The 17,700-nt window shown below is 65.3% G+C and carries 20 protein-coding genes; 9 read left to right on the top strand and 11 right to left on the bottom strand.

The features are described from left to right. Window positions 1-19: 19 nt before the first annotated feature. Window positions 20-250: a hypothetical protein gene (locus GK109_RS16660; RefSeq protein ID WP_157241708.1), complete on the bottom strand. Its 231-nt coding sequence runs from the start codon at window positions 248-250 to the stop codon at window positions 20-22. Between the two features lie 254 nt (window positions 251-504). Beyond that, a complete protein-coding gene (locus GK109_RS16655; RefSeq protein ID WP_321213985.1) occupies window positions 505-1,359 on the bottom strand; it encodes a PHP domain-containing protein in 855 nt (284 codons plus the stop codon). A gap of 139 nt (window positions 1,360-1,498) precedes the next feature. On the opposite strand from GK109_RS16655, the gene GK109_RS16650 reads away from it, so the two are divergent. Continuing rightward, the gene (locus GK109_RS16650) at window positions 1,499-3,085 is read left to right on the top strand and encodes an aminopeptidase P family protein (RefSeq protein ID WP_321213986.1); all 1,587 of its coding nucleotides are present in this window, start codon (window positions 1,499-1,501) and stop codon (window positions 3,083-3,085) included. Window positions 3,086-3,183: 98 nt separating this feature from the next. Here GK109_RS16650 and GK109_RS16645 read toward each other — a convergent pair whose 3' ends face one another. Then, entirely contained in the window at window positions 3,184-4,089 is a 906-nt protein-coding gene (locus GK109_RS16645; RefSeq protein WP_157241707.1) for a general stress protein, read from the bottom strand. 77 nt (window positions 4,090-4,166) lie between these two features. On the opposite strand from GK109_RS16645, the gene GK109_RS16640 reads away from it, so the two are divergent. From GK109_RS16640 to GK109_RS16630, 3 genes are read left to right on the top strand one after another with little or no spacing between them, the layout of a single operon-like run. Further along, a complete protein-coding gene (locus GK109_RS16640; protein WP_104998511.1) occupies window positions 4,167-5,450 on the top strand; it encodes a magnesium transporter MgtE N-terminal domain-containing protein in 1,284 nt (427 codons plus the stop codon). Window positions 5,451-5,481: 31 nt separating this feature from the next. Next, on the top strand, window positions 5,482-6,132 hold the full coding sequence (locus GK109_RS16635) for a DUF1003 domain-containing protein (RefSeq protein ID WP_157243059.1): 651 nt from the start codon (window positions 5,482-5,484) through the stop codon (window positions 6,130-6,132). Next, complete coding sequence (locus GK109_RS16630; protein WP_157241706.1) at window positions 6,132-7,274, top strand: Mrp/NBP35 family ATP-binding protein; 1,143 nt, start codon at window positions 6,132-6,134, stop codon at window positions 7,272-7,274. The genes GK109_RS16635 and GK109_RS16630 overlap by 1 nt, the downstream gene beginning before the upstream one ends. A 7-nt stretch (window positions 7,275-7,281) precedes the next feature. On the opposite strand, the gene GK109_RS16625 is transcribed toward GK109_RS16630, so the two are convergent. The 3 genes from GK109_RS16625 to sigE form a co-directional block, all read right to left on the bottom strand. Continuing rightward, a complete protein-coding gene (locus tag GK109_RS16625; RefSeq protein WP_104998514.1) occupies window positions 7,282-7,689 on the bottom strand; it encodes a Sec-independent protein translocase TatB in 408 nt (135 codons plus the stop codon). Between the two features lie 69 nt (window positions 7,690-7,758). Further along, complete coding sequence (locus tag GK109_RS16620) at window positions 7,759-8,577, bottom strand: anti-sigma factor (protein ID WP_370460652.1); 819 nt, start codon at window positions 8,575-8,577, stop codon at window positions 7,759-7,761. Between the two features lie 88 nt (window positions 8,578-8,665). Continuing rightward, complete coding sequence (gene sigE, locus GK109_RS16615; RefSeq protein ID WP_139029816.1) at window positions 8,666-9,280, bottom strand: RNA polymerase sigma factor SigE; 615 nt, start codon at window positions 9,278-9,280, stop codon at window positions 8,666-8,668. Window positions 9,281-9,506: 226 nt separating this feature from the next. Here sigE and GK109_RS16610 point away from each other — a divergent pair, with 226 nt between their 5' ends. Continuing rightward, a complete protein-coding gene (locus GK109_RS16610) occupies window positions 9,507-10,139 on the top strand; it encodes an O-methyltransferase (RefSeq protein ID WP_157241704.1) in 633 nt (210 codons plus the stop codon). 57 nt (window positions 10,140-10,196) lie between these two features. Here GK109_RS16610 and GK109_RS16605 read toward each other — a convergent pair whose 3' ends face one another. From GK109_RS16605 to GK109_RS16590, 4 genes are all read right to left on the bottom strand, one after another. Beyond that, window positions 10,197-10,364 (bottom strand): DUF3117 domain-containing protein, encoded by a 168-nt coding sequence (locus GK109_RS16605; protein WP_009357720.1) that lies wholly within the window; start codon window positions 10,362-10,364, stop codon window positions 10,197-10,199. A gap of 233 nt (window positions 10,365-10,597) precedes the next feature. Then, window positions 10,598-11,854, bottom strand: a complete 1,257-nt coding sequence (locus GK109_RS16600; RefSeq protein WP_157243056.1) for a hypothetical protein — start codon at window positions 11,852-11,854, stop codon at window positions 10,598-10,600. A 5-nt stretch (window positions 11,855-11,859) separates the two neighbouring features. Next, window positions 11,860-12,243, bottom strand: coding sequence for a DivIVA domain-containing protein (locus GK109_RS16595; RefSeq protein ID WP_370460651.1), 384 nt, complete (start codon window positions 12,241-12,243; stop codon window positions 11,860-11,862). Between the two features lie 49 nt (window positions 12,244-12,292). Further along, entirely contained in the window at window positions 12,293-13,075 is a 783-nt protein-coding gene (locus GK109_RS16590) for a TIGR00730 family Rossman fold protein (protein WP_104998519.1), read from the bottom strand. 104 nt (window positions 13,076-13,179) lie between these two features. On the opposite strand from GK109_RS16590, the gene GK109_RS16585 reads away from it, so the two are divergent. The 4 genes from GK109_RS16585 to GK109_RS16570 all read left to right on the top strand — a co-directional run bounded on the left by GK109_RS16585 (window position 13,180) and on the right by GK109_RS16570 (window position 16,466). Next, complete coding sequence (locus GK109_RS16585) at window positions 13,180-13,935, top strand: amino acid ABC transporter ATP-binding protein (protein WP_157241702.1); 756 nt, start codon at window positions 13,180-13,182, stop codon at window positions 13,933-13,935. Window positions 13,936-14,005: 70 nt separating this feature from the next. Further along, entirely contained in the window at window positions 14,006-14,893 is an 888-nt protein-coding gene (locus tag GK109_RS16580; RefSeq protein ID WP_157241701.1) for a glutamate ABC transporter substrate-binding protein, read from the top strand. 86 nt (window positions 14,894-14,979) lie between these two features. Continuing rightward, window positions 14,980-15,630 (top strand): amino acid ABC transporter permease, encoded by a 651-nt coding sequence (locus tag GK109_RS16575; RefSeq protein ID WP_157241700.1) that lies wholly within the window; start codon window positions 14,980-14,982, stop codon window positions 15,628-15,630. Next, a complete protein-coding gene (locus GK109_RS16570) occupies window positions 15,627-16,466 on the top strand; it encodes an amino acid ABC transporter permease (RefSeq protein WP_157241699.1) in 840 nt (279 codons plus the stop codon). The genes GK109_RS16575 and GK109_RS16570 overlap by 4 nt, the downstream gene beginning before the upstream one ends. 78 nt (window positions 16,467-16,544) lie before the next feature. Here GK109_RS16570 and dapE read toward each other — a convergent pair whose 3' ends face one another. After that, window positions 16,545-17,681: a succinyl-diaminopimelate desuccinylase gene (dapE, locus tag GK109_RS16565; protein ID WP_323056620.1), complete on the bottom strand. Its 1,137-nt coding sequence runs from the start codon at window positions 17,679-17,681 to the stop codon at window positions 16,545-16,547. Window positions 17,682-17,700 lie beyond the last annotated feature (19 nt).

The following is a 17,700-nucleotide window of genomic DNA, read 5'->3' as shown; positions in this document are numbered from 1 at the left end:
TACTTCACCCTCACCGGCTTTACGGGCAGCCCTCCATCAACTGGATCCCGTGGTCCGTCTGCCGGCTCACGAGTACTGACCCCTGGGAATCGCAGATTGCATTGACGAGTAGGGCATGGCCTTCGCCGCCCTGGAAGTTGCCCTTCTCGCCGGGCAGGCCGAACCCCTGGACTGTTCCGGGCGGGACAAATGCCCAGACTTCCGGAGCACCCTCGAAGACACTGGGAAGCCAGGCCCAGTTCCCGTTCAAAATAGGTCCGTCAGTACAGGTGGACCCGCACGCGGCAGGCGGCCGGCTGACGTTGATACAGTCAAGCGCGTTGGCTGCTGCGGGAACGAACATAAAGGCTGTGGCTAGGCCGGCCGCAGCAAGGGACTTTTTCAGCATCGATCTCTCCGTCATCAGTTGGTAGTGACTCGATGAGACCTGGACCGGCTGGCGCCGCTCCCCCAGTACGCGCAAGGTTACTCGGCCCTGCCTGCTAGTCAATGCGTGGGAGCAAGTTACTTCCCCGCGCGCACGACCTTGGTGCCCGTCCCGAGTTCCTCGATCCGGGCGAGGACGTCCGGTGAGGTGAGGTTTTCCCCCAGCACGTTGGGCTTGCCGGTGCCGTGGTAGTCCGAGGAACCGGTAATCAGCAGGTCATGCTTGGCCGCGAGCCGCCGCAGGAAGCCGCGCCCCTCCTCCGGGTTGTCCCGGTGGTCGATTTCCAGGCCCGCCAGGCCGGCGTCGATCATCTCCTGGTAGACGCGCTCCCCCACGATGCGTCCGCGGGAGGACGCCACGGGGTGGGCGAAGACCGGGACGCCGCCGGCGGCGCGGACCAGTTCGACGGCGATGGCCGGCGCGGGTGCGTAGTGCTGGATGAAGTAGCGCGACCGTGAGGTCAGGATGGAGGCAAAGGCCTCCGAACGGTCCTCCACGACGCCGGCAGCCACGAGGGCGTCTGCGATGTGGGGCCGGCCGAGGGTGGCGCCGGGGGCCACATGATGGATGACGTCGTCCCAGGTGAGGGGGTAGTCCTCGGCAAGGAGGGTGACCATCCGCTCGGCGCGGGTGTGCCGGGCGTCCTTGGCCTTGGTGATTTCCTCAAGGAGCCCCGGATGCTTCGGATCGTGAAGGTAGCTCAGGAGGTGCACGCTGATGCCCTCCTCCGTCCGGCAGGAAACCTCCATCCCGGGTACCAGGGCAACACCGTGTTCAACAGCTGCCAGGGAGGCTTCGTCCCAGCCGGCAGTGGAGTCATGGTCCGTCAGCGCTATCACGTCCAGGCCGGCGCGGGCAGCGGATGCCATGACGTCTGCCGGATTCTCGGTACCGTCGGAAACATTGGAGTGGGCATGCAGGTCGATCCTCACCTGTCCAGAGTAGTTGACCTTGAGTTCACCCCGCGTATGCCCTGCTGCAACCCACGTCGGCGGACACGCCCCGGCAGAACCAGCCCGGCCGGTGGTCCGCCTGTTCGCGCAGCCGCGGAGCTGGTGAGACGATGGTGCCGTGAACGATGCCGAAAACACCCCGAACTCTGCTTCCCAGCCCTTGGACGAGCGCGTCAACAACCGCTCCCAGCGGCCCAGTTCCGACGCCTTCAAGGCCTTCATGGCCAGCAACTGGGCGCCCTCCCGCCAGGAACTCCCCGAGCGCGACGCCGTGGCCGGTTACGCCGCGGCCCGGCGCAAGGCCATCTCCAGCCAGTTCAAAGGTGAACGCCTGCTTATCCCCGCGGGCCCGCTGAAGGTCCGCTCCAACGACTGCGACTACCGTTTCCGCCCCCACTCCGGTTTTGCCCACCTCACCGGTCTGGGCCTGGACCACGAGCCTGACGCGGTGCTGATCCTGGAGCCGGTGGAGGAAGGGAAAGGCGACGACGGCGGCAACCACCGTGCCACGCTGTACTTCCGGCCCTTGGCCGGGAGGGACACAGAGCAGTTCTATGCAGACTCCCGGTCGGGTGAATTCTGGATTGGCGCCCGCCCCACGCTGGCCGAGTTCGAGGCACGCCTGGGCCTTGCGACGGCACACATCGACCAGCTCGAGACGGCAATCACCAAGGATGTGGGCGCCCCGGAGATCGGCGGCATTTCCATCCGCCTGGTCCGGAAAGTGGACGAAAACATCGACGCGCTGGTGGACACCGCCCGCTACAACACGGCAAAGGACCCGGAGAACCTGGACCTCGAGGTCCTCGATGCCCTCGACGAAAAGCTAAGCGAAGCCCTGTCCGAACTGCGCCTGCTGAAGGACAGCTGGGAGATTGAGCAGATGAAACTCGCGGTGGCCGCCACGGTTGAAGGTTTCGAGGAAGTGGTCAAGGTCCTTCCCCGCGCCCTCACTCATGCCCGCGGTGAACGGGTGGTGGAAGGCGCGTTCTTCGCCCGTGCGCGCGAAGTCGGGAATGAGCTGGGGTACGACACCATCGCCGCCTCCGGCAACAACGCAACCGTGCTGCACTGGACGCGCAACACCGGGAAGATCCACGCCGGCGAGCTCCTCCTCCTGGACGCCGGAGTGGAAGCAGATTCCCTGTACACGGCAGACATCACGCGGACCCTTCCCGCCAGTGGCGTGTTCAGTGACATCCAGCGCAAGGTCTACGAAGCGGTGCTGGATGCTGCCGACGCCGGGTTTGCCGCCGCGCAGCCCGGCGCGAAGTTCCGCGACATCCACACTGCGGCAACCACGGTGCTGGCTGAGCGGCTTGCCGAGTGGGGACTCCTGCCGGTCACGGTAAAGGAAGCCATCAGCCCCGAGGGCCAGCAGCACCGCCGGTGGATGCCGCACGGCACCAGCCACCACCTGGGGCTCGATGTCCACGACTGCGCCCAGGCCAAGCGTGAACTCTACCTTGACGGCATCCTCACGGAAGGCATGGTGTTCACTATCGAACCCGGCCTGTACTTCAAGAACGAGGACCTGGCCATTCCGGAGGAATACCGCGGGATCGGCGTCCGCATCGAGGACGACATCCTGATGACGGCCGACGGGCCGGTCAACCTGAGCGCCGCCCTGCCGCGCAAGGCCGGGGACGTGGAGGACTGGATGGCCGGGATCTACCGCGAAGCCGAGGGAACCAAAGAGTCCTAGCCGGACAAGAGAAAGCGGGGCTACCGGAGGAATTTTCCGGTAGCCCCGCTTTTGCCTGTGGCGCCGGCGTTTGCCTGTGGCACCAAGGCGGCCGTGCGCTACTGCCGCGTCTCGCCCGGGTGCTGCTGTTTGTCTGCGTCTTGCTGCCCGTCAGCGGGTTGCCCGTGATCCCCGTGCTGGTCGTCTTGGGGCTGGCCGGTCCCTGCAGCGGGACCCTGCGGCAGCCGGACACCATATTGGGGCCGGCCGTCCGGCAGGTCCGGGTACCGGACAGCCCGTGCCGGGGCCGGCTGCTCCTGGACGGCGGCGTCCTGGCGCGGCCCGGCGCCGGCGTGGTCACCGGCCTGCTCCTGCGCGGATGAACCTGCGGAAGACTGGCCATAGGGGTCACTCCATCCCGAGGGACGGGCGGGCGCCTGGCCCGGCTGCGGGGGCTGGTACGGCTGGCCCTGGAAGTCACGCTGGGTGTACGGTCCCCCGCCGGCCGCCGCGTCCGAGCGCGTCATGGGCAGCTGCTGAAGGAGCCGGCGCGCCTCGTGTGCGGCTTCCGGCGACACCACGACGTCGTAGCTGGTGGCCACCACCTGGCTGGTGGAGGTGAAGTCGCGCTTGCCCCGCTGCATGGCGTAGGTGACGATGCCGAAGAGCATAAAGAACGCCGCGCCCATCAGCACCGACGTGAGGATGGAGAAGTACCCCGGTGACGGTGCGAAGAAGGAGAGCATGACGCCAACGAACAGGCCGAACCACATGCCGCTCAGCGCTCCGGACAGGGCAACCCGGGGATAGCTCAGGCGCCCGGTAACCCGCTCCACCATCTTCAGCTCGTTGCCCACGATGGACACCATGTGCACCGGGAACTGCTGGTCCGCGAGGTAATCCACGGCCTTCTGGGCATCCAGGTAGGAGGTGTAGGAACCCACGGTGTCGCCGGCGGGGACGGCCCGGGACTCGTCCATTCCGCCGGGCCCGCCGGCCTTGGGAGCACCAAATATGTTTGCCATACCCCCATTCTTGCCCATGCGCATGTGTGCTGCCTGTAAATTCAGCTAAAAGAGAGCAGACTCGGTAGCCTGTAGGAGTGAGCACAACTCCTACCCGCGTCTTCGTGGCGCGCCTTCTGGGCCTCGACGTCTTCGACCCGCTGGGCGACCGGCTGGGCCGGCTGCGCGATGTTGTTGTGCTGTCCCGTGGAACCCAGGGCGCTCCGCACGTGGTGGGCATCGTCGTCGAAGTTCCCGGCAAGAAGCGCGTGTTCGTGCCCATGACCCGGATCACCTCCATCGACCAGACGCAGATCATCTGCACCGGACTGGTCAACCTCCGCCGCTTTGAGCAGCGCGGCGCCGAAACCCTGGTGGTGGCCGAAATGTTCGACCGACGCGTCACGCTCCGGGACGGAAGCGGCGATGCCACGATTGAGGACATTGCCATGGACCAGACCCGTTCCGGGGACTGGTTCGTCAGCAAGCTCTTTGTCCGGCGCGGCCATTCCCTTTCCCCCCTGAGCCGGCTCCGCCGCAACGAGACCCTGATCATCGACTGGGCTGACGCCCTCCAGGGCGCGCGCACCGAGCCGCAGGCTGCCACCCAGTTCGTGGCCAACCATGAAGACCTCAAACCCGCGGACTTCGCCGAGGCCCTGCAGGAAATGAGCGATAAACGCCGTTTCGAAGTGGCGAGCGAACTGCAGGATGAGCGCCTGGCAGACGTCCTGCAGGAACTTCCGGAGGACGACCAGGTGGAGATCCTGTCTGCCCTGGACGTCCAGCGCGCCGCCGACGTGCTGGAGGAGATGGATCCCGACGACGCCGCCGACCTCCTCGGCGAACTCCCTTCCGCCCAGGCCGAAGAGCTGCTCCAGCTGATGGAGCCCGAAGGCGCAGAGGACGTCCGGCGCCTGCTGGAATACGACGAAGACACCGCCGGCGGCCTCATGACCCCGGTGCCGGTCATCCTGCCGCCCGAAGCCACTGTGGCCGAGGCCCTGGCGCATGTCCGGCGCGAGGAACTCTCCCCCGCGCTGGCCTCCTCCATCTTCATTGCCAGGCCCCCGCTGGAGACGCCCACCGGCCGTTTCCTGGGCGTGGTCCACATCCAGCAGCTGCTCAGGTTCCCGCCGTTCGAACCTCTCGGCAACCTGGTGGACAAGAACCTCGAGCCGCTGTCGGACCAGGCGCACATCAGTGAAGTCGCCAGGACCCTGGCTACCTACAACCTGAACTCCCTCCCTGTGGTCAATGACGCCGGCCGGCTTGTGGGGGCGGTGACTGTTGATGACGTTTTGGATCATCTGTTGCCGGATGACTGGCGAGCCCATGACGGCGAAGCCCCGATAAGAAGGCTTGGTGGCCGTATTGGCTGACAGCAGCGCTCCCAAGAACCCCAACCAGCGGATGCCGGCCAAGACCGCGTCAAAGGGCAGCCTGGACACGCCGCTCAGCGGCCGCCAGCGGATCCTGCCCAAGTTCTCCCCGGACCCCGATGCCTTCGGCCATGCCACGGAAGGCTTCGCCCGCTTCATGGGCACGCCGCAGTTCCTTGTCTACATGACCGTCTTCGTGGTGATCTGGCTGGCCTGGAACACTTGGGCGCCGCTCGAGTGGCAGTTCGATTCCCGCGCCCTCGGTTTCACCCTGCTGACGCTGATGTTGTCCCTGCAGGCCTCCTACGCCGCACCTCTGCTGCTCCTGGCACAGAACCGCCAGGACGACCGCGACCGCGTCTCGCTCCAGCAGGACCGCCAGCGGGCCGAACGCAACCTGTCAGACACCGAGTACCTGACCCGGGAGCTCGCGTCCCTGCGGATTGCGCTCCGCGAGGTTGCCACGCGCGACTACGTCCGTGCCGAACTGCGCTCCCTGCTGGAAGACATGCTGGAAGCCCAGGAAGAGCTTCGGACCCATGATCCCGCCGGGCAGGCGCAGCACGAATCCCCGCGCGACAAAATCAGGGAAAAACTGAAGGAACAGCGTGACCGCCAGCGGAATCCCCGCACCCAACAGATTCCCCGGGTTAAGCCCGGCCACTCCACCCAGGACCGCTAATGAACGCACCGATCGCCAACACCGCGTTGGCTGACGCAGTCGCCGCTGCCCTGGCCACGGTCATTGACCCCGAGCTCCGCCGCCCCATCACGGAGCTGGGCATGGTTGAGTCCGTTGACATTTCCGACGACGGCAGGGTCAGCCTTGCTGTCCTGCTCACCATCGCCGGCTGCCCGCTCCGGGACACCATCACGGCCGATGCCACAAAGGCGCTGCTGGCCGTTCCGGGAGTGGCCGCCGTCGACGTCGAACTCAAAGTGATGACGCAGGAACAGCGCGATGCCCTCAAGGAGCTGCTCCGCGGCGCCGGCGGCCAGCGCGGCATCCCGTTCAACCAGCCGGATTCGCTCACCAAGGTGTATGCGGTGGCGAGCGGCAAGGGCGGGGTGGGCAAATCCTCCGTGACGGTCAACCTTGCCTGCGCCCTCGCCGCCCAGGGCCTGCGGGTCGGGATCGTGGACGCGGACGTGTACGGCTTCTCGGTTCCTGGCCTCATGGGCATCACCCAGCCGCCCACCCGCGTGGATGACATGATCCTCCCCCCGGTGGCCTATGGGGTGAAGGTGATCTCCATCGGGATGTTCGTCAGCGGCAACCAGCCCGTGGCCTGGCGCGGACCCATGCTTCACCGCGCCCTTGAGCAGTTCCTGACGGACGTGTACTTCGGTGACCTGGACGCCCTTTTCCTGGACCTGCCGCCCGGCACCGGTGACATCGCGATCTCCGTGGCCCAGCTGTTGCCGAAAGCCGAAATCCTGGTGGTCACCACACCGCAGGCCGCCGCGGCCGACGTCGCGGAGCGCGCCGGCGCCATAGCCACGCAGACCGGCCAGAAAGTGGCCGGCGTCATCGAGAACATGTCCTACCTGGAAATGCCCGACGGCGGCAGGATGGAATTGTTCGGAAGCGGCGGCGGGTCAGTCCTCGCCGGCCGACTGACGGCAACAGTAGGCGCAGAGGTGCCGCTGCTGGGGCAGATACCGCTTGATATCCAGCTGCGGGAGGGCGGCGATTCCGGGGTTCCGATAGTGCTCGGGCAGCCGGATACACCCGCTGCCGCGGCGCTGTCCGGCATCGCCGGCCGGCTGGCAGCAAAGCCGCGCGGCCTCGCGGGGATGAAACTGGGCCTGCAGCCCCGCTAAGAAGCGGCTAGGTGGCTTCGGTGTCGAAAGGCGCGGCCTCGCCGGGGGGCAGGGACTGGAGCACCCGTTCCGGCCGCCGCGGCGCCGCCTCCGCTGCCACAGCCGCTGCGCCGGAGACGGCAGCCACTGCAGCGGGCGCGCCGGCGCTCACCGGCTTGGAGTCGTCATCCAGGAGCGCTTCTTTGATGATGCGCCGCGGATCGTACTGGCGGGGATCGTACTTCTTCCAGTCGACATCGTCGATGTCGATCCCCACTTCTTCCTTGATCTGCTCACGGGCGCCGGATGCCATGCGCCGGACTTCCTTGACCAGATTAGCCAGTTTCTGGGTGTATTCGGGCAGCCGCTGGGGACCGATCACCAGAACCCCAATGATCAGCAGAAGAAAGAACTCCGGGCCGTTGATTCCAAACACTTTAGGAAGATTACCCTCTCCGGGCTGCCAGTGACGATTTCCGCCCGGGGTCCGGGAAGACTGTGCGTTCTACGGGGTGAAAAAGGCAACGATGCGGTTAACTCCACGTTGCAGCCGGGTGATGATTGGTTCCTCCGCCGCTTCCGGGGAGGCATCCGGAATTCGGGCCGCAACGCCTTCCTCAGCCTGGTTGCCGAGCCGCTGCAGGATAGGCAGGGCATCGTCAGCCTCCTCGGCGGGCAGGTCGGACTCGTAGAGAAAAGTGTGGCCGGGCGTCCGGTAGGTTGCCGACCATGGCGAGGACCGCCCCACCCGCAGGGGGCTGCTGTCCTGGCTGGCCATGTCCGGCCCGGCACCTTCCTGTCCCGCAGCGCTTTGTCCGGGAACGGCCTGCAGGGCGGTCCGCTGTTCGGTCACCGTTGCCTGGTGGGTGCCGTCGGTGAGCCGCAGCTCCACTGCCGGCTGGCCATCGAGCACGGTGGCCCTCGCCGACTCGAGACGGAAGCCCATCGCTTCAAGCTCCGGGCAGGCCCATCCTTCGGAACGCAGCTGGGTGAGCTGTTCCCCTGTCAGCAGCCTGCCGTCCGCAGGTGTCCGGGATGAGACGTGGGAGAGTGCGGCCTGGTTGCCTGCAGTGTCCCCCGGCGGGGGATCTCCTGCCGCGGCAAATGCGCCGACGGCCAGCACGCCGGCAGCTGCCATGCTGCCACCGGCAGCCAGGGCCAGGACGCGGACGGCGCTCCGGGACGATGCTGGCCGGTGCGCGCCTGCAGGCGGCATGGCGGCCAGTTCCTGCGTTCGGGCGAGCAGGCGGGCCGTCAGGTCATCACTGGCCGGAGGGATGGGAGCATCACGGAGCCGCTCCAGGTACTGGCGCTCCCTCCGCACGGCTGAATGGCATTCCTGGCAGGACTGAAGGTGGCTGCCGGTGCGCTGATGCCTGCGTCCGAATGGACTACGGGACCTCATGCGCCGTTCAGAGGATACCGGCGATGCGCGGCATGGACAGTTTCCGGCGGGACTGCTGCGGACGCGGATCCCGGTGGGCCAGCTTTTCCCGCAGCATGGTCCGTCCGCGGTGGATCCGTGAACGGACGGTGCCCAGCTTCACGCCCAGGGCTTCCGCCACTTCGTCGTAGGACAGCCCTTCAAGGTCGCACAGAACGACGGCGGCACGGAAGTCCGGCGGCAGTTCCTCCAGCGCAGCCTGGACGTCCACATCGAGGTTGTTCAGCTCGAAGCTCTGCTCGGGGCCCGGTTCACGGCCGGGAAGCCGTGACTCTGCGTCCTCGGCAAGGGCATCGAACCTGATCCGCGTCTTTCTCCGTGCCTGGTCCAGGAAGAGGTTGGTGGTGATCCGGTGCAGCCAGCCGTCAAGGGTGCCAGGTTTGAAGTTTTCCAGCGAGCGGAAGACACGGACAAACACCTCCTGGGTGAGGTCCTCGGCGTCGTACTTGTTACCGGTCAGGCGGTAGGCGAGCCGGTAAACCTTCGCCGAGTGGTTGGTGACCACTTCTTCCCAGGTGGGACGGACCCACTCCGGATCAGGATGATTTGCTGCAGGGACAGGTGCCACTACTGAAGATGACATCGTCCACTCCCCTCGTGGAATGCTAACGCCCGGATACTGTTGACATCACTGATTCGGCGCCGGTCACCTTTCGGATGAGCGGATAATAATCATTTCAAACTTGTCTGGGAATTTCCTGATTGTTCGGAAGTTCAGCCGTGGGCGCAACCGCCCGCCTCCGCTGCTGTTGCCACCGGACACAGTAGGCTGTAAAGGACATTCCCCTGCCGCCCAGAAAGCGAAACCCATGAGCGCCGACAAGTCCACCAGCTGGTCCTATGCAGAAGATCTGCCCGCTGAGGATGAGGTCATGCTTCGGGCCCGGGAGCGCTCCTTCGAGCTGGGTGTTACACCGGTTGGACCAGGGGTGGGCGCAGTCCTGACCGTGCTGGCGGCGTCGTCCAAAGCCCAGACCGCCGTCGAAATCGGGACCGGCGCCGGGGTGTCCGGCGTCTGCCTGCTCCGCGGCCTCGGCCCGCAGTCCGTCCTCACCACCATCGATGTGGACGTGGAACACCTCAAGGCCGCCCGGGAGGCATTTTCCGAGGCAGGGAGCCCGGCCAACCGCACCCGCACGATTTCCGGACGGGCCGGCGACGTCCTGCCGCGCCTGACTGACAACGCTTATGACCTGGTGTTCATCGACGCCGACAAACCAGGACTCCCGGGCTATGTGGAGCAGGCCATCCGGCTCCTGAAGCCCTCCGGGCTGCTGATCATCAATGATGCGTTGGACAAGGACAAAGTTGCCAACCCCGCCGGCCGTGAAGCCACCACGGTGGTCTTGCGCCAGGTCGGTAAGGCAATCCGCGACGACGAGAGGCTTGCGTCCGCCATGCTTCCCACCGGCGACGGGCTGCTGGTAGCGGTCAAGAAGTAGCCACCAGGATACGGGCAGGGCCCGCAGCCTGCTGGCTGCGGGCCCTGCCCGGCACGATTATTCGGTAACGCCGACGAGGCATTCCTTGAGGTTTGCTGCCTCGGCAGCGTTCAGCTCGACCACCAGGCGCCCGCCGCCCTCGAGCGGGACGCGCATGATCAGGCTGCGGCCCTCCTTGGTGACTTCCATTGGGCCGTCGCCGGTGCGTGGTTTCATAGCCGCCATGAGGAATTCCCCTCCATTTTGTCCCAGGACTGATCAGCCCGGACGGGCTGTGTCCGCATGTCGATCAAGCCGCTATGGCGGAGTGGATGGACACCGCCAAGGCTGAGCGTATTCTGAATGCTTTTTGTCCTTGCTTACTTACCATTATCGCGGAATTACCCGCCCGTAGCTAATCGATGGACATTTCCAACGTCTTGCCATTTGAGTCCTGACCTGCGCGAAAGTCCCATTGGCTAGGGTGGATAATCCCCTCCCCCGGGCAATTGGGCCCAGGCCCACAACCAGACGATCCAGACGATCTGCAGCAGCAGGAACATGGTGACCACCGTCCACCGGTAGGCCCGCGAGCCGGACACCAAAACAGCACCCAGCGCGAGCGGAAACAGCGGCAGGAGCATGCGGAAGGTGCTGGTCTGCGGGTGCAGGAACACCACCAGGTAACCCATGTAGCAGGCGCACCACAGCCGGAGCTCCACGCCGAGCTGCCGTACCGGCGGCAGGAACAGCATGGCGCCGAAAAGCGCCACGAAAACGACCGGCGCCAGCAGGCCCAGGACGGGGCCAAAGAGGTCGACGCCGGTATCGAACCAGGGTTTGAAAGGCACCAGGTCGTGGCCCCGCCACACGGTTTCGGTCTTTGTGTACGCCTGGATATCGCCCGTTGCCGCCCAGGCGGCGGCCGGCCAGGCAAGCGCCATGGCCCCTCCGGCGGCGGTGAGGGCAGCCAGCGCCGCGAGGTCGCCGTTCGAGTGCGTTCCTTCGCGCTGCCCGTTGCCGGCCTGCCGGGCACCGAACCGCTCCCACAGGTGGCGCAGCAGAACCAGCCCGAGCATGGCCGCGAACGGGACGCCCACCGGACGGGACAGGCACAGGAGCACCACCACCGGGATGGCCCACAGGTACTGCCTGCGCACCACCAGCAGCAACGCCGCCGCGAGCAGCAGCAGCGACAGCGACTCGGCATAGGGCACCTGGAGGATGGCGGACACGGGGAAGGTGGCGAAGAAGGCCACTCCCCATAGGGCGGACGCAGGGGCGGCCTTGTGCCGGAAGAGGATGTAGACAACCAGGGCGGCTCCCCACCCGGCCAGCATGGCGATGATGGTCAGTGAGGCGGCGGGAACAAGTCCGGTCAGTCTGCTGAGGCCTCCGGCCAGGGCAGGAAACAACGGATAGAAAGCCCACGCATTTTCCTGGACGTTGCCGGCGGCATCAGTCGGCAGGACGGAGGGGTAGCCACCGGCGATGACTTGGCCGTACCAGCGCGCATCCCAGATGTTGATGAAGTTCCAGTAATCCGGCTTGGCCGGCAACCAGGGGTTGGGACCCTGATGCAGGGCGGCAGCCATGAAGATGCAGGCGCTGACCAGCCGGGCCGCGAAGTAGACGGCGGTGGCCTGCAGCCACCATGGCCAGCCTTGGACAGCCCGCCCGGCCTGTGCGGCCAACGCCTGAAGGGACGGGACAAGACCTGCCCGGCGCCGCGCCATTGTGCTCACAGCCGGTCCTCTTCAGGCGCAGTGCCCTTTTTGTCGGGTTCCGGTCCAAGAGGAGCTTCCATAGCCGCCAGCGCTGCCCGGAGCCCGTCGATTTCCTGCTGTTTGGAGGCGAGCTGGTCCCGCAGTTCATCCAGGACCTGGTCCACCTGGTCCATCCGGTAGCCACGGAGGCCAAGGGAGAAACGCACGCGGTCAACGTCCTCCGGGGCTGCCTGTGCGGGCAGCAGGACCGGAGGAAGGTTGGCTGGCGGCTGCTCGAAACCGCCGCCGGGCAAGCCGGGCAAGAGGCCGTCGCCCGTTTTGCCGGAACGCAGCCCCAGGCCGATCCAGAAGACCACCCCAATCAGCACGATGGCCAGGAAAACCAGAAAAAAGCTCACCGCTCCATCGTGCCAGACGGGATGGAGCGCCGCCGTCCGGACGCTCGGGCTACTCCGGCCGCTGTTCCCCGTTAAGCGAGGGGGTAATGGCCACGTGGAGCACCCTGTCCACCGCCTCTGCTGGATCATCAACCACCTGGATCAGGTCCAGGTCCTTTTCGGAGACCATGCCTTCCGCCACCAGGGTTCCCCTGATCCACTCGATCATGGGACCCCAGAATTCGACGCCCAGCAGCACGATGGGGAACGAGGTCACCTTTCGCGTCTGCACCAGCACCATTGCCTCAAAAAGTTCGTCGAGCGTGCCCAGGCCGCCCGGCAGGACAATGAACCCCTGCGCGTACTTGACGAACATGGTTTTGCGGGCAAAGAAATACCTGAAATTGATGCCCAGGTCCACCCACTGGTTCAGGCCCTGCTCAAAAGGAAGTTCGATGCCCAGGCCGACGGACACACCGTTGCCTTCAACGGTGCCGCGGTTGGCGGCTTCCATGGACCCGGGACCGCCGCCGGTGATGACGGCAACGCCGGCCTCGGCCAGTTTCCGCCCCACTTCCACACCCATTTCGTAGTAGGGGCTGCCGGGTTTGGTGCGCGCCGAGCCGAAGACGCTCACGGCCTTGCCGATGTCCGCCAGGGCGCCGAAGCCTTCCACGAACTCGCTCTGGATGCGCAGGACGCGCCAAGGATCAGTGTGGACAAACTGCCCGGGGCCCTTGGTGTCGAGCAGATGCTGGTCAGACATGTCCACGGCCGCCTGCTTGCGGCGCAGTTCAAGGGGGCCCTTACGGCGCGGCTGGGAATTTCTGGCCGGATCTGCGTTGATGCTCATTCACCAAGGCTAACCTCCCCCGGGAGGTATCTCTTGAATCACGATCCGCAGGAAGTTGCGGTGATTCGCGTCATAAACAGTTGTTGTTCGCTAGATTCTTTCCTATGACTACTCATGTGCCCGGAGATGCGCTTGTCTCCCTGAACGGCGTAAATAAGCACTACGGCCAGCTGCACGTTTTGAAGGACATCAACCTGCAGGTCCGCAAGGGCGAGGTTGTTGTGGTCATCGGGCCCTCCGGCTCCGGTAAGTCCACCCTCTGCCGTGCCATTAACCGCCTGGAGACCATCGAGGCCGGAACCATCAGCATCGACGGGAAAGTGCTTCCTGAGGAAGGCAAGGAACTCGCCCAGCTCCGCGCCGACGTCGGGATGGTTTTCCAGTCCTTCAACCTCTTTGCGCACAAAACCATCCTGGAGAATGTGACGCTCGGCCCCATTAAGGTCAAGGGCGTCGCCAAGGCCACGGCGGACAAGGACGCCATGGCCCTGCTTGAACGCGTCGGCGTAGGCCACCAGGCCCCCAAACTGCCGGCACAGCTCTCAGGCGGGCAGCAGCAGCGCGTGGCCATCGCACGGGCTTTGGCAATGAAGCCGAAGGTAATGCTGTTCGATGAGCCCACGTCAGCCCTGGACCCGGAAATGATCAACGAGGTTCTGGACGTCATGGTCCAACTGGCCAAAGAGGGCATGACCATGATTGTGGTCACGCACGAGATGGGCTTTGCCCGCAAGGCCGCGGACCGCGTCGTCTTCATGGCCGACGGCCAGATCGTCGAAGACGCAACCCCGGAAGAATTCTTCACCAACCCGAAGAGCGATCGTGCCAAGGACTTCCTTTCCAAGCTCCTGACGCACTGATTCACACCTGAACAAACACTCCCAGTTCGCACCGAGGCCGTGACCCACGGCCATCAATGAAAGGAATGTCATGAAGGCATTTATGACCCGGCGGAAATCATTCGTCGTGGCGGCCACCGCTGCCCTGGCCCTGTCCCTGAGCGCCTGCGGCGGAGGCGGCACGGGCACCACCACCAATCCCACTGTTGCCGAGAAGCCGTCGTTCGCTGCGGGCACCACCATGGAGAAGCTCTCCAAGGCAGGCAGCATCAAGATCGGTACCAAGTTCGACCAGCCGCTCTTCGGCCAGGTCGGCCTGGACGGCAAGCCCGTCGGATTCGACGTTGAAATCGGCAAGCTTATCGCTGCCAAGCTGGGCATCGCCGCGGACAAGATTGAATGGTCAGAGACCGTCTCCGCCAACCGCGAACCCTTCATCGAGCAGGGCAAGGTGGACCTGGTGATCGCCACGTACACCATCAACGACAAGCGCAAGCAGGTTGTCAGCTTCGCCGGACCGTACTACGAGGCCGGACAGGCCCTCATGGTGAACAAGGACAACGACTCCATCAAGAAGCCTGAAGACGTCAAGGGCAAGAAGGTCTGCTCGGTGACGGGTTCGACGCCGGCCGCCACCATCGTGGAGAAGTACGGAGCAGAGCTGGTCCCCGCCGCAACCTACTCCGCATGCCTGGAGCCGCTGCGCAACAAGCAGGTTGAAGCGGTCACCACCGACAACGTCATCCTCGCCGGCTTCGTGGACAAGGAACCGGACGCCTTCAAGCTGGCCTCCGACGAAACGTTCACCAAGGAGCCCTATGGCATCGGCCTGAAGAAGGACGACACCGAGTTCCGCAACTGGATCAATGACCAGCTGGAGTCCTTCGAAAAGGACGGAAGCTACAAGAAGGCCTGGGAGGCCACTGCCGGCGAGGTCATCAAGACTGCGCCCAGCCTGCCCGCAATCAACCGCTACTAGGCTGCCCGTTCGTTGCCGGGACCGGCCCGCCGGTCCCGGCAACGCCACGCCTTCACTTCCGTCCACTCCCAGAGCCGAAGGATCCTATGGACGTCATTCTTGAAAACCTGCCCCTGTACTGGAACGGTTTTCTCCGTACCCTCTTTCTTTCAGCCGTATCCGGGATCATCGCGCTGGTGTTGGGCACGCTCCTTGCGGCTGCCAGGGTTTCCCCGGTTGCTGCCCTGCGCGGCTTCAGCACCGTCTACGTCGAGGTTCTCCGGAATACACCCTTGACCATCGCCTTCTTCTTCGCGGCCGTCGTGCTCCCCCGCCTCGGGGTCAAGTTTGAGCAGTTCGAGATTGCCGCGATCATTGCCCTCAGTACCTACACCGCAGCGTTCATCGCCGAAGCTGTCCGCTCTGGTGTCAACAGTGTCCCGGTGGGACAGGCTGAAGCCGCCCGCAGTATTGGCATGAAGTTCAGCCAGGTGCTGTCCCTCATCATCCTGCCGCAGGCCTTGAGGACGGTGATCCCGCCGCTGATCAACATCCTGATCGCCCTGGTGAAAAACTCGTCCGTGGCCGGTGCGTTCTTTGTGCTGGAACTTTTCGGCTACGGCCGGCAACTGGCCAACGCCAACGGTGACGCCGTCATCGCGGTGCTGCTGGGTACTGCATTCTTCTATCTGCTCCTCACCGTTCCGCTGGGCATCCTCGCCAGCACGGTGGAACGAAAGGTGGCGATTGCCCGATGAGCTCAGTCCTTTATGACGTTCCCGGCCCCAAGGCCCGGCGCGTCTCCCTGATAGCTTCGATCGCCGGTTCCGTGCTGATCCTCGGCCTGCTGGCGTGGATTGTCATGACCCTCGCGCAGCAGGGAATTTTCGAAGGCCGACGCTGGCAGATCTTCACCCGCGGCGACGTGTGGACCCTCCTGGCCAACGGCCTCGGCGCCACCCTGAGCGCAGCAGCCCTGGCGGCGGTTATCGCCTTCCCCCTGGGCCTGCTCCTCTGCCTGCTGCGCATCTCTGATGCGGCCTTCATCAGGATCCCCACCCGCGTGGTGCTGGAGTTCCTCCGCGGCATGCCCGTGGTCCTGATGATGCTGTTCGTCCTGCTGGGCTTCGGTACCTCGCCGTTCATTGCCGTTGTCACCGGCCTGGTGCTCTACAACTCAGCCGTGTTCGCCGAAATCATCCGGGCCGGCATCCAGTCGCTGCCGAAGGGGCAGCGTGAGGCCGGGCTGGCCATTGGCCTGACGAGCTTCCAGTCCCGCATGCAGGTCGAGCTTCCGCAGGCGATCCGTCGCATGATGCCCTCCCTGGTGGCGCAGATGGTGGTCCTGCTGAAGGACACTTCGCTCGGCTACATCGTGGCGTACGGCGAGCTACTGCGCGCTGTGCAGGTGATGGCGGACTTCCTGGGCACCCAGTTCCTGTTCCCCATCTTCTTTGTCGCCGCCGCCATCTACATCGCCATCAACATCGGCGTTTCCCGCCTCGCGGTGTGGATCGAGCGCCGCGGATCCAAGAAGGCCGCGGGCGGAATGGCCAAGGCGGAGCCCGCCGCAGTTGAGGCCGGAGCGCCCTAGGCGGTCCCACCAAAAGCAGCGGCCCGGATCGTAGGATCCGGGCCACTGCTTTTTAACGGGGTGCGAGGCCTGGCGGACCTAGCCTGCCAGCCAGTCCTTCAGTGCCCGCAGGCACGTACGAATGGCTTCAGCATCGACGTGCTCGTTGTCCTTATGCGCCAGCAGCGGGTCGCCGGGGCCGAAGTTCACCGCCGGGATCCCCAGCTCGCTGAAGCGCGCGACGTCAGTCCAGCCGTACTTGGGCTTCGGCTCGGCCCCCACCGCCGCAACGAAGGATGCCGCGGCGGGGTGGTGGAGGCCGGGCCGGGCCCCGGCGGCGGCATCGGTACGGACCACGTCGAATCCCTCAAGGAGTTCCCGCACCACGGCTTCGGCCTGGTCCGGCGTCTTGTCCGGGGCGAAGCGGTAGTTGATCTCCACCACGCACCGGTCCGGAATGACGTTTCCGGCAGTGCCGCCGTTGATCCTTACCGCGTTGAGGCTCTCCCGGTACTCCAGCCCGTCCACGTTGACTGTTGCCGGCCGGTAGGCTGCGAGCCTCTCCAGGACGGGCGCCGCAGCGTGGATGGCGTTGCGGCCCATCCACGCGCGTGCTGAGTGGGCAGACTCCCCCACCGTCGTCACCTCAAACCGGCTGGTGCCGTTGCAGCCGCCTTCCACCGTCCCGTGGGTTGGTTCCAGCAGGATCGCGAAATCGCCGCCCAGCAGGTCGCCGTGGTTCCGCACCAGCCGCCCAAGGCCGCTCTTGACGGCCTCGACTTCCTCGTGGTCGTAAAAGACAAAGGTGACGTCCCGCTTCGGCGAGGCCCCGTCGTCGAACATTGTGGCGGCCAGCGCAAGCTGCACCGCGACGCCGCCCTTCATGTCCGTCGCGCCGCGGCCGTACAGGATCCCTTTGCCGGGAACACCGGATCCCCAGGTGGAGGGCACGGTCCCCTTCGCACCATCCGCCAGGGGCAGCGGGACGGTGTCCAGATGCCCCGCCAGGATGACCCGTTCCGCACAGCCCAACTCAGTCCGGGCGATCATCGAATCCCCGTCCCGGAGCACGCTCAATTGGGGAATTCCCTGCAGCGCGGCTTCTATGGCGTCCGCCAGTTCCGTTTCATTGCCGGACACACTGTTGATGTCCATAATGGCGGCTGTAAGGAGCGCAACGTCCTGGCGGAGGTCGAGCGTCAAGGTGGAAGGGTCCGGAGTGGTTTCGGCAGTCACGAAGCCAGTCTAGTTCGGA

The organism is Pseudarthrobacter sp. GA104 (assembly GCF_009741265.1).
Lineage (GTDB): Bacteria > Actinomycetota > Actinomycetes > Actinomycetales > Micrococcaceae > Arthrobacter.
This window is presented reverse-complemented; position numbering and strand designations above follow the sequence as displayed.

What these genes read in the sequence shown, in the direction of transcription:
- GK109_RS16645 (WP_157241707.1), bottom strand. Translation starts at nt 4,089, where the DNA reads ATGGCAAACATATTTGGTGCTCCCAAGGCCGGCGGGCCCGGCGGAATG.
- GK109_RS16635 (WP_157243059.1), top strand. Translation starts at nt 5,482, where the DNA reads ATGCCGGCCAAGACCGCGTCAAAGGGCAGCCTGGACACGCCGCTCAGC.
- GK109_RS16630 (WP_157241706.1), top strand. Translation starts at nt 6,132, where the DNA reads ATGAACGCACCGATCGCCAACACCGCGTTGGCTGACGCAGTCGCCGCT.
- sigE (WP_139029816.1), bottom strand. Translation starts at nt 9,280, where the DNA reads ATGTCATCTTCAGTAGTGGCACCTGTCCCTGCAGCAAATCATCCTGAT.
- GK109_RS16610 (WP_157241704.1), top strand. Translation starts at nt 9,507, where the DNA reads ATGAGCGCCGACAAGTCCACCAGCTGGTCCTATGCAGAAGATCTGCCC.
- GK109_RS16605 (WP_009357720.1), bottom strand. Translation starts at nt 10,364, where the DNA reads ATGGCGGCTATGAAACCACGCACCGGCGACGGCCCAATGGAAGTCACC.
- GK109_RS16600 (WP_157243056.1), bottom strand. Translation starts at nt 11,854, where the DNA reads ATGGCGCGGCGCCGGGCAGGTCTTGTCCCGTCCCTTCAGGCGTTGGCC.
- GK109_RS16590 (WP_104998519.1), bottom strand. Translation starts at nt 13,075, where the DNA reads ATGAGCATCAACGCAGATCCGGCCAGAAATTCCCAGCCGCGCCGTAAG.
- GK109_RS16585 (WP_157241702.1), top strand. Translation starts at nt 13,180, where the DNA reads ATGACTACTCATGTGCCCGGAGATGCGCTTGTCTCCCTGAACGGCGTA.
- GK109_RS16580 (WP_157241701.1), top strand. Translation starts at nt 14,006, where the DNA reads ATGAAGGCATTTATGACCCGGCGGAAATCATTCGTCGTGGCGGCCACC.
- GK109_RS16575 (WP_157241700.1), top strand. Translation starts at nt 14,980, where the DNA reads ATGGACGTCATTCTTGAAAACCTGCCCCTGTACTGGAACGGTTTTCTC.
- GK109_RS16570 (WP_157241699.1), top strand. Translation starts at nt 15,627, where the DNA reads ATGAGCTCAGTCCTTTATGACGTTCCCGGCCCCAAGGCCCGGCGCGTC.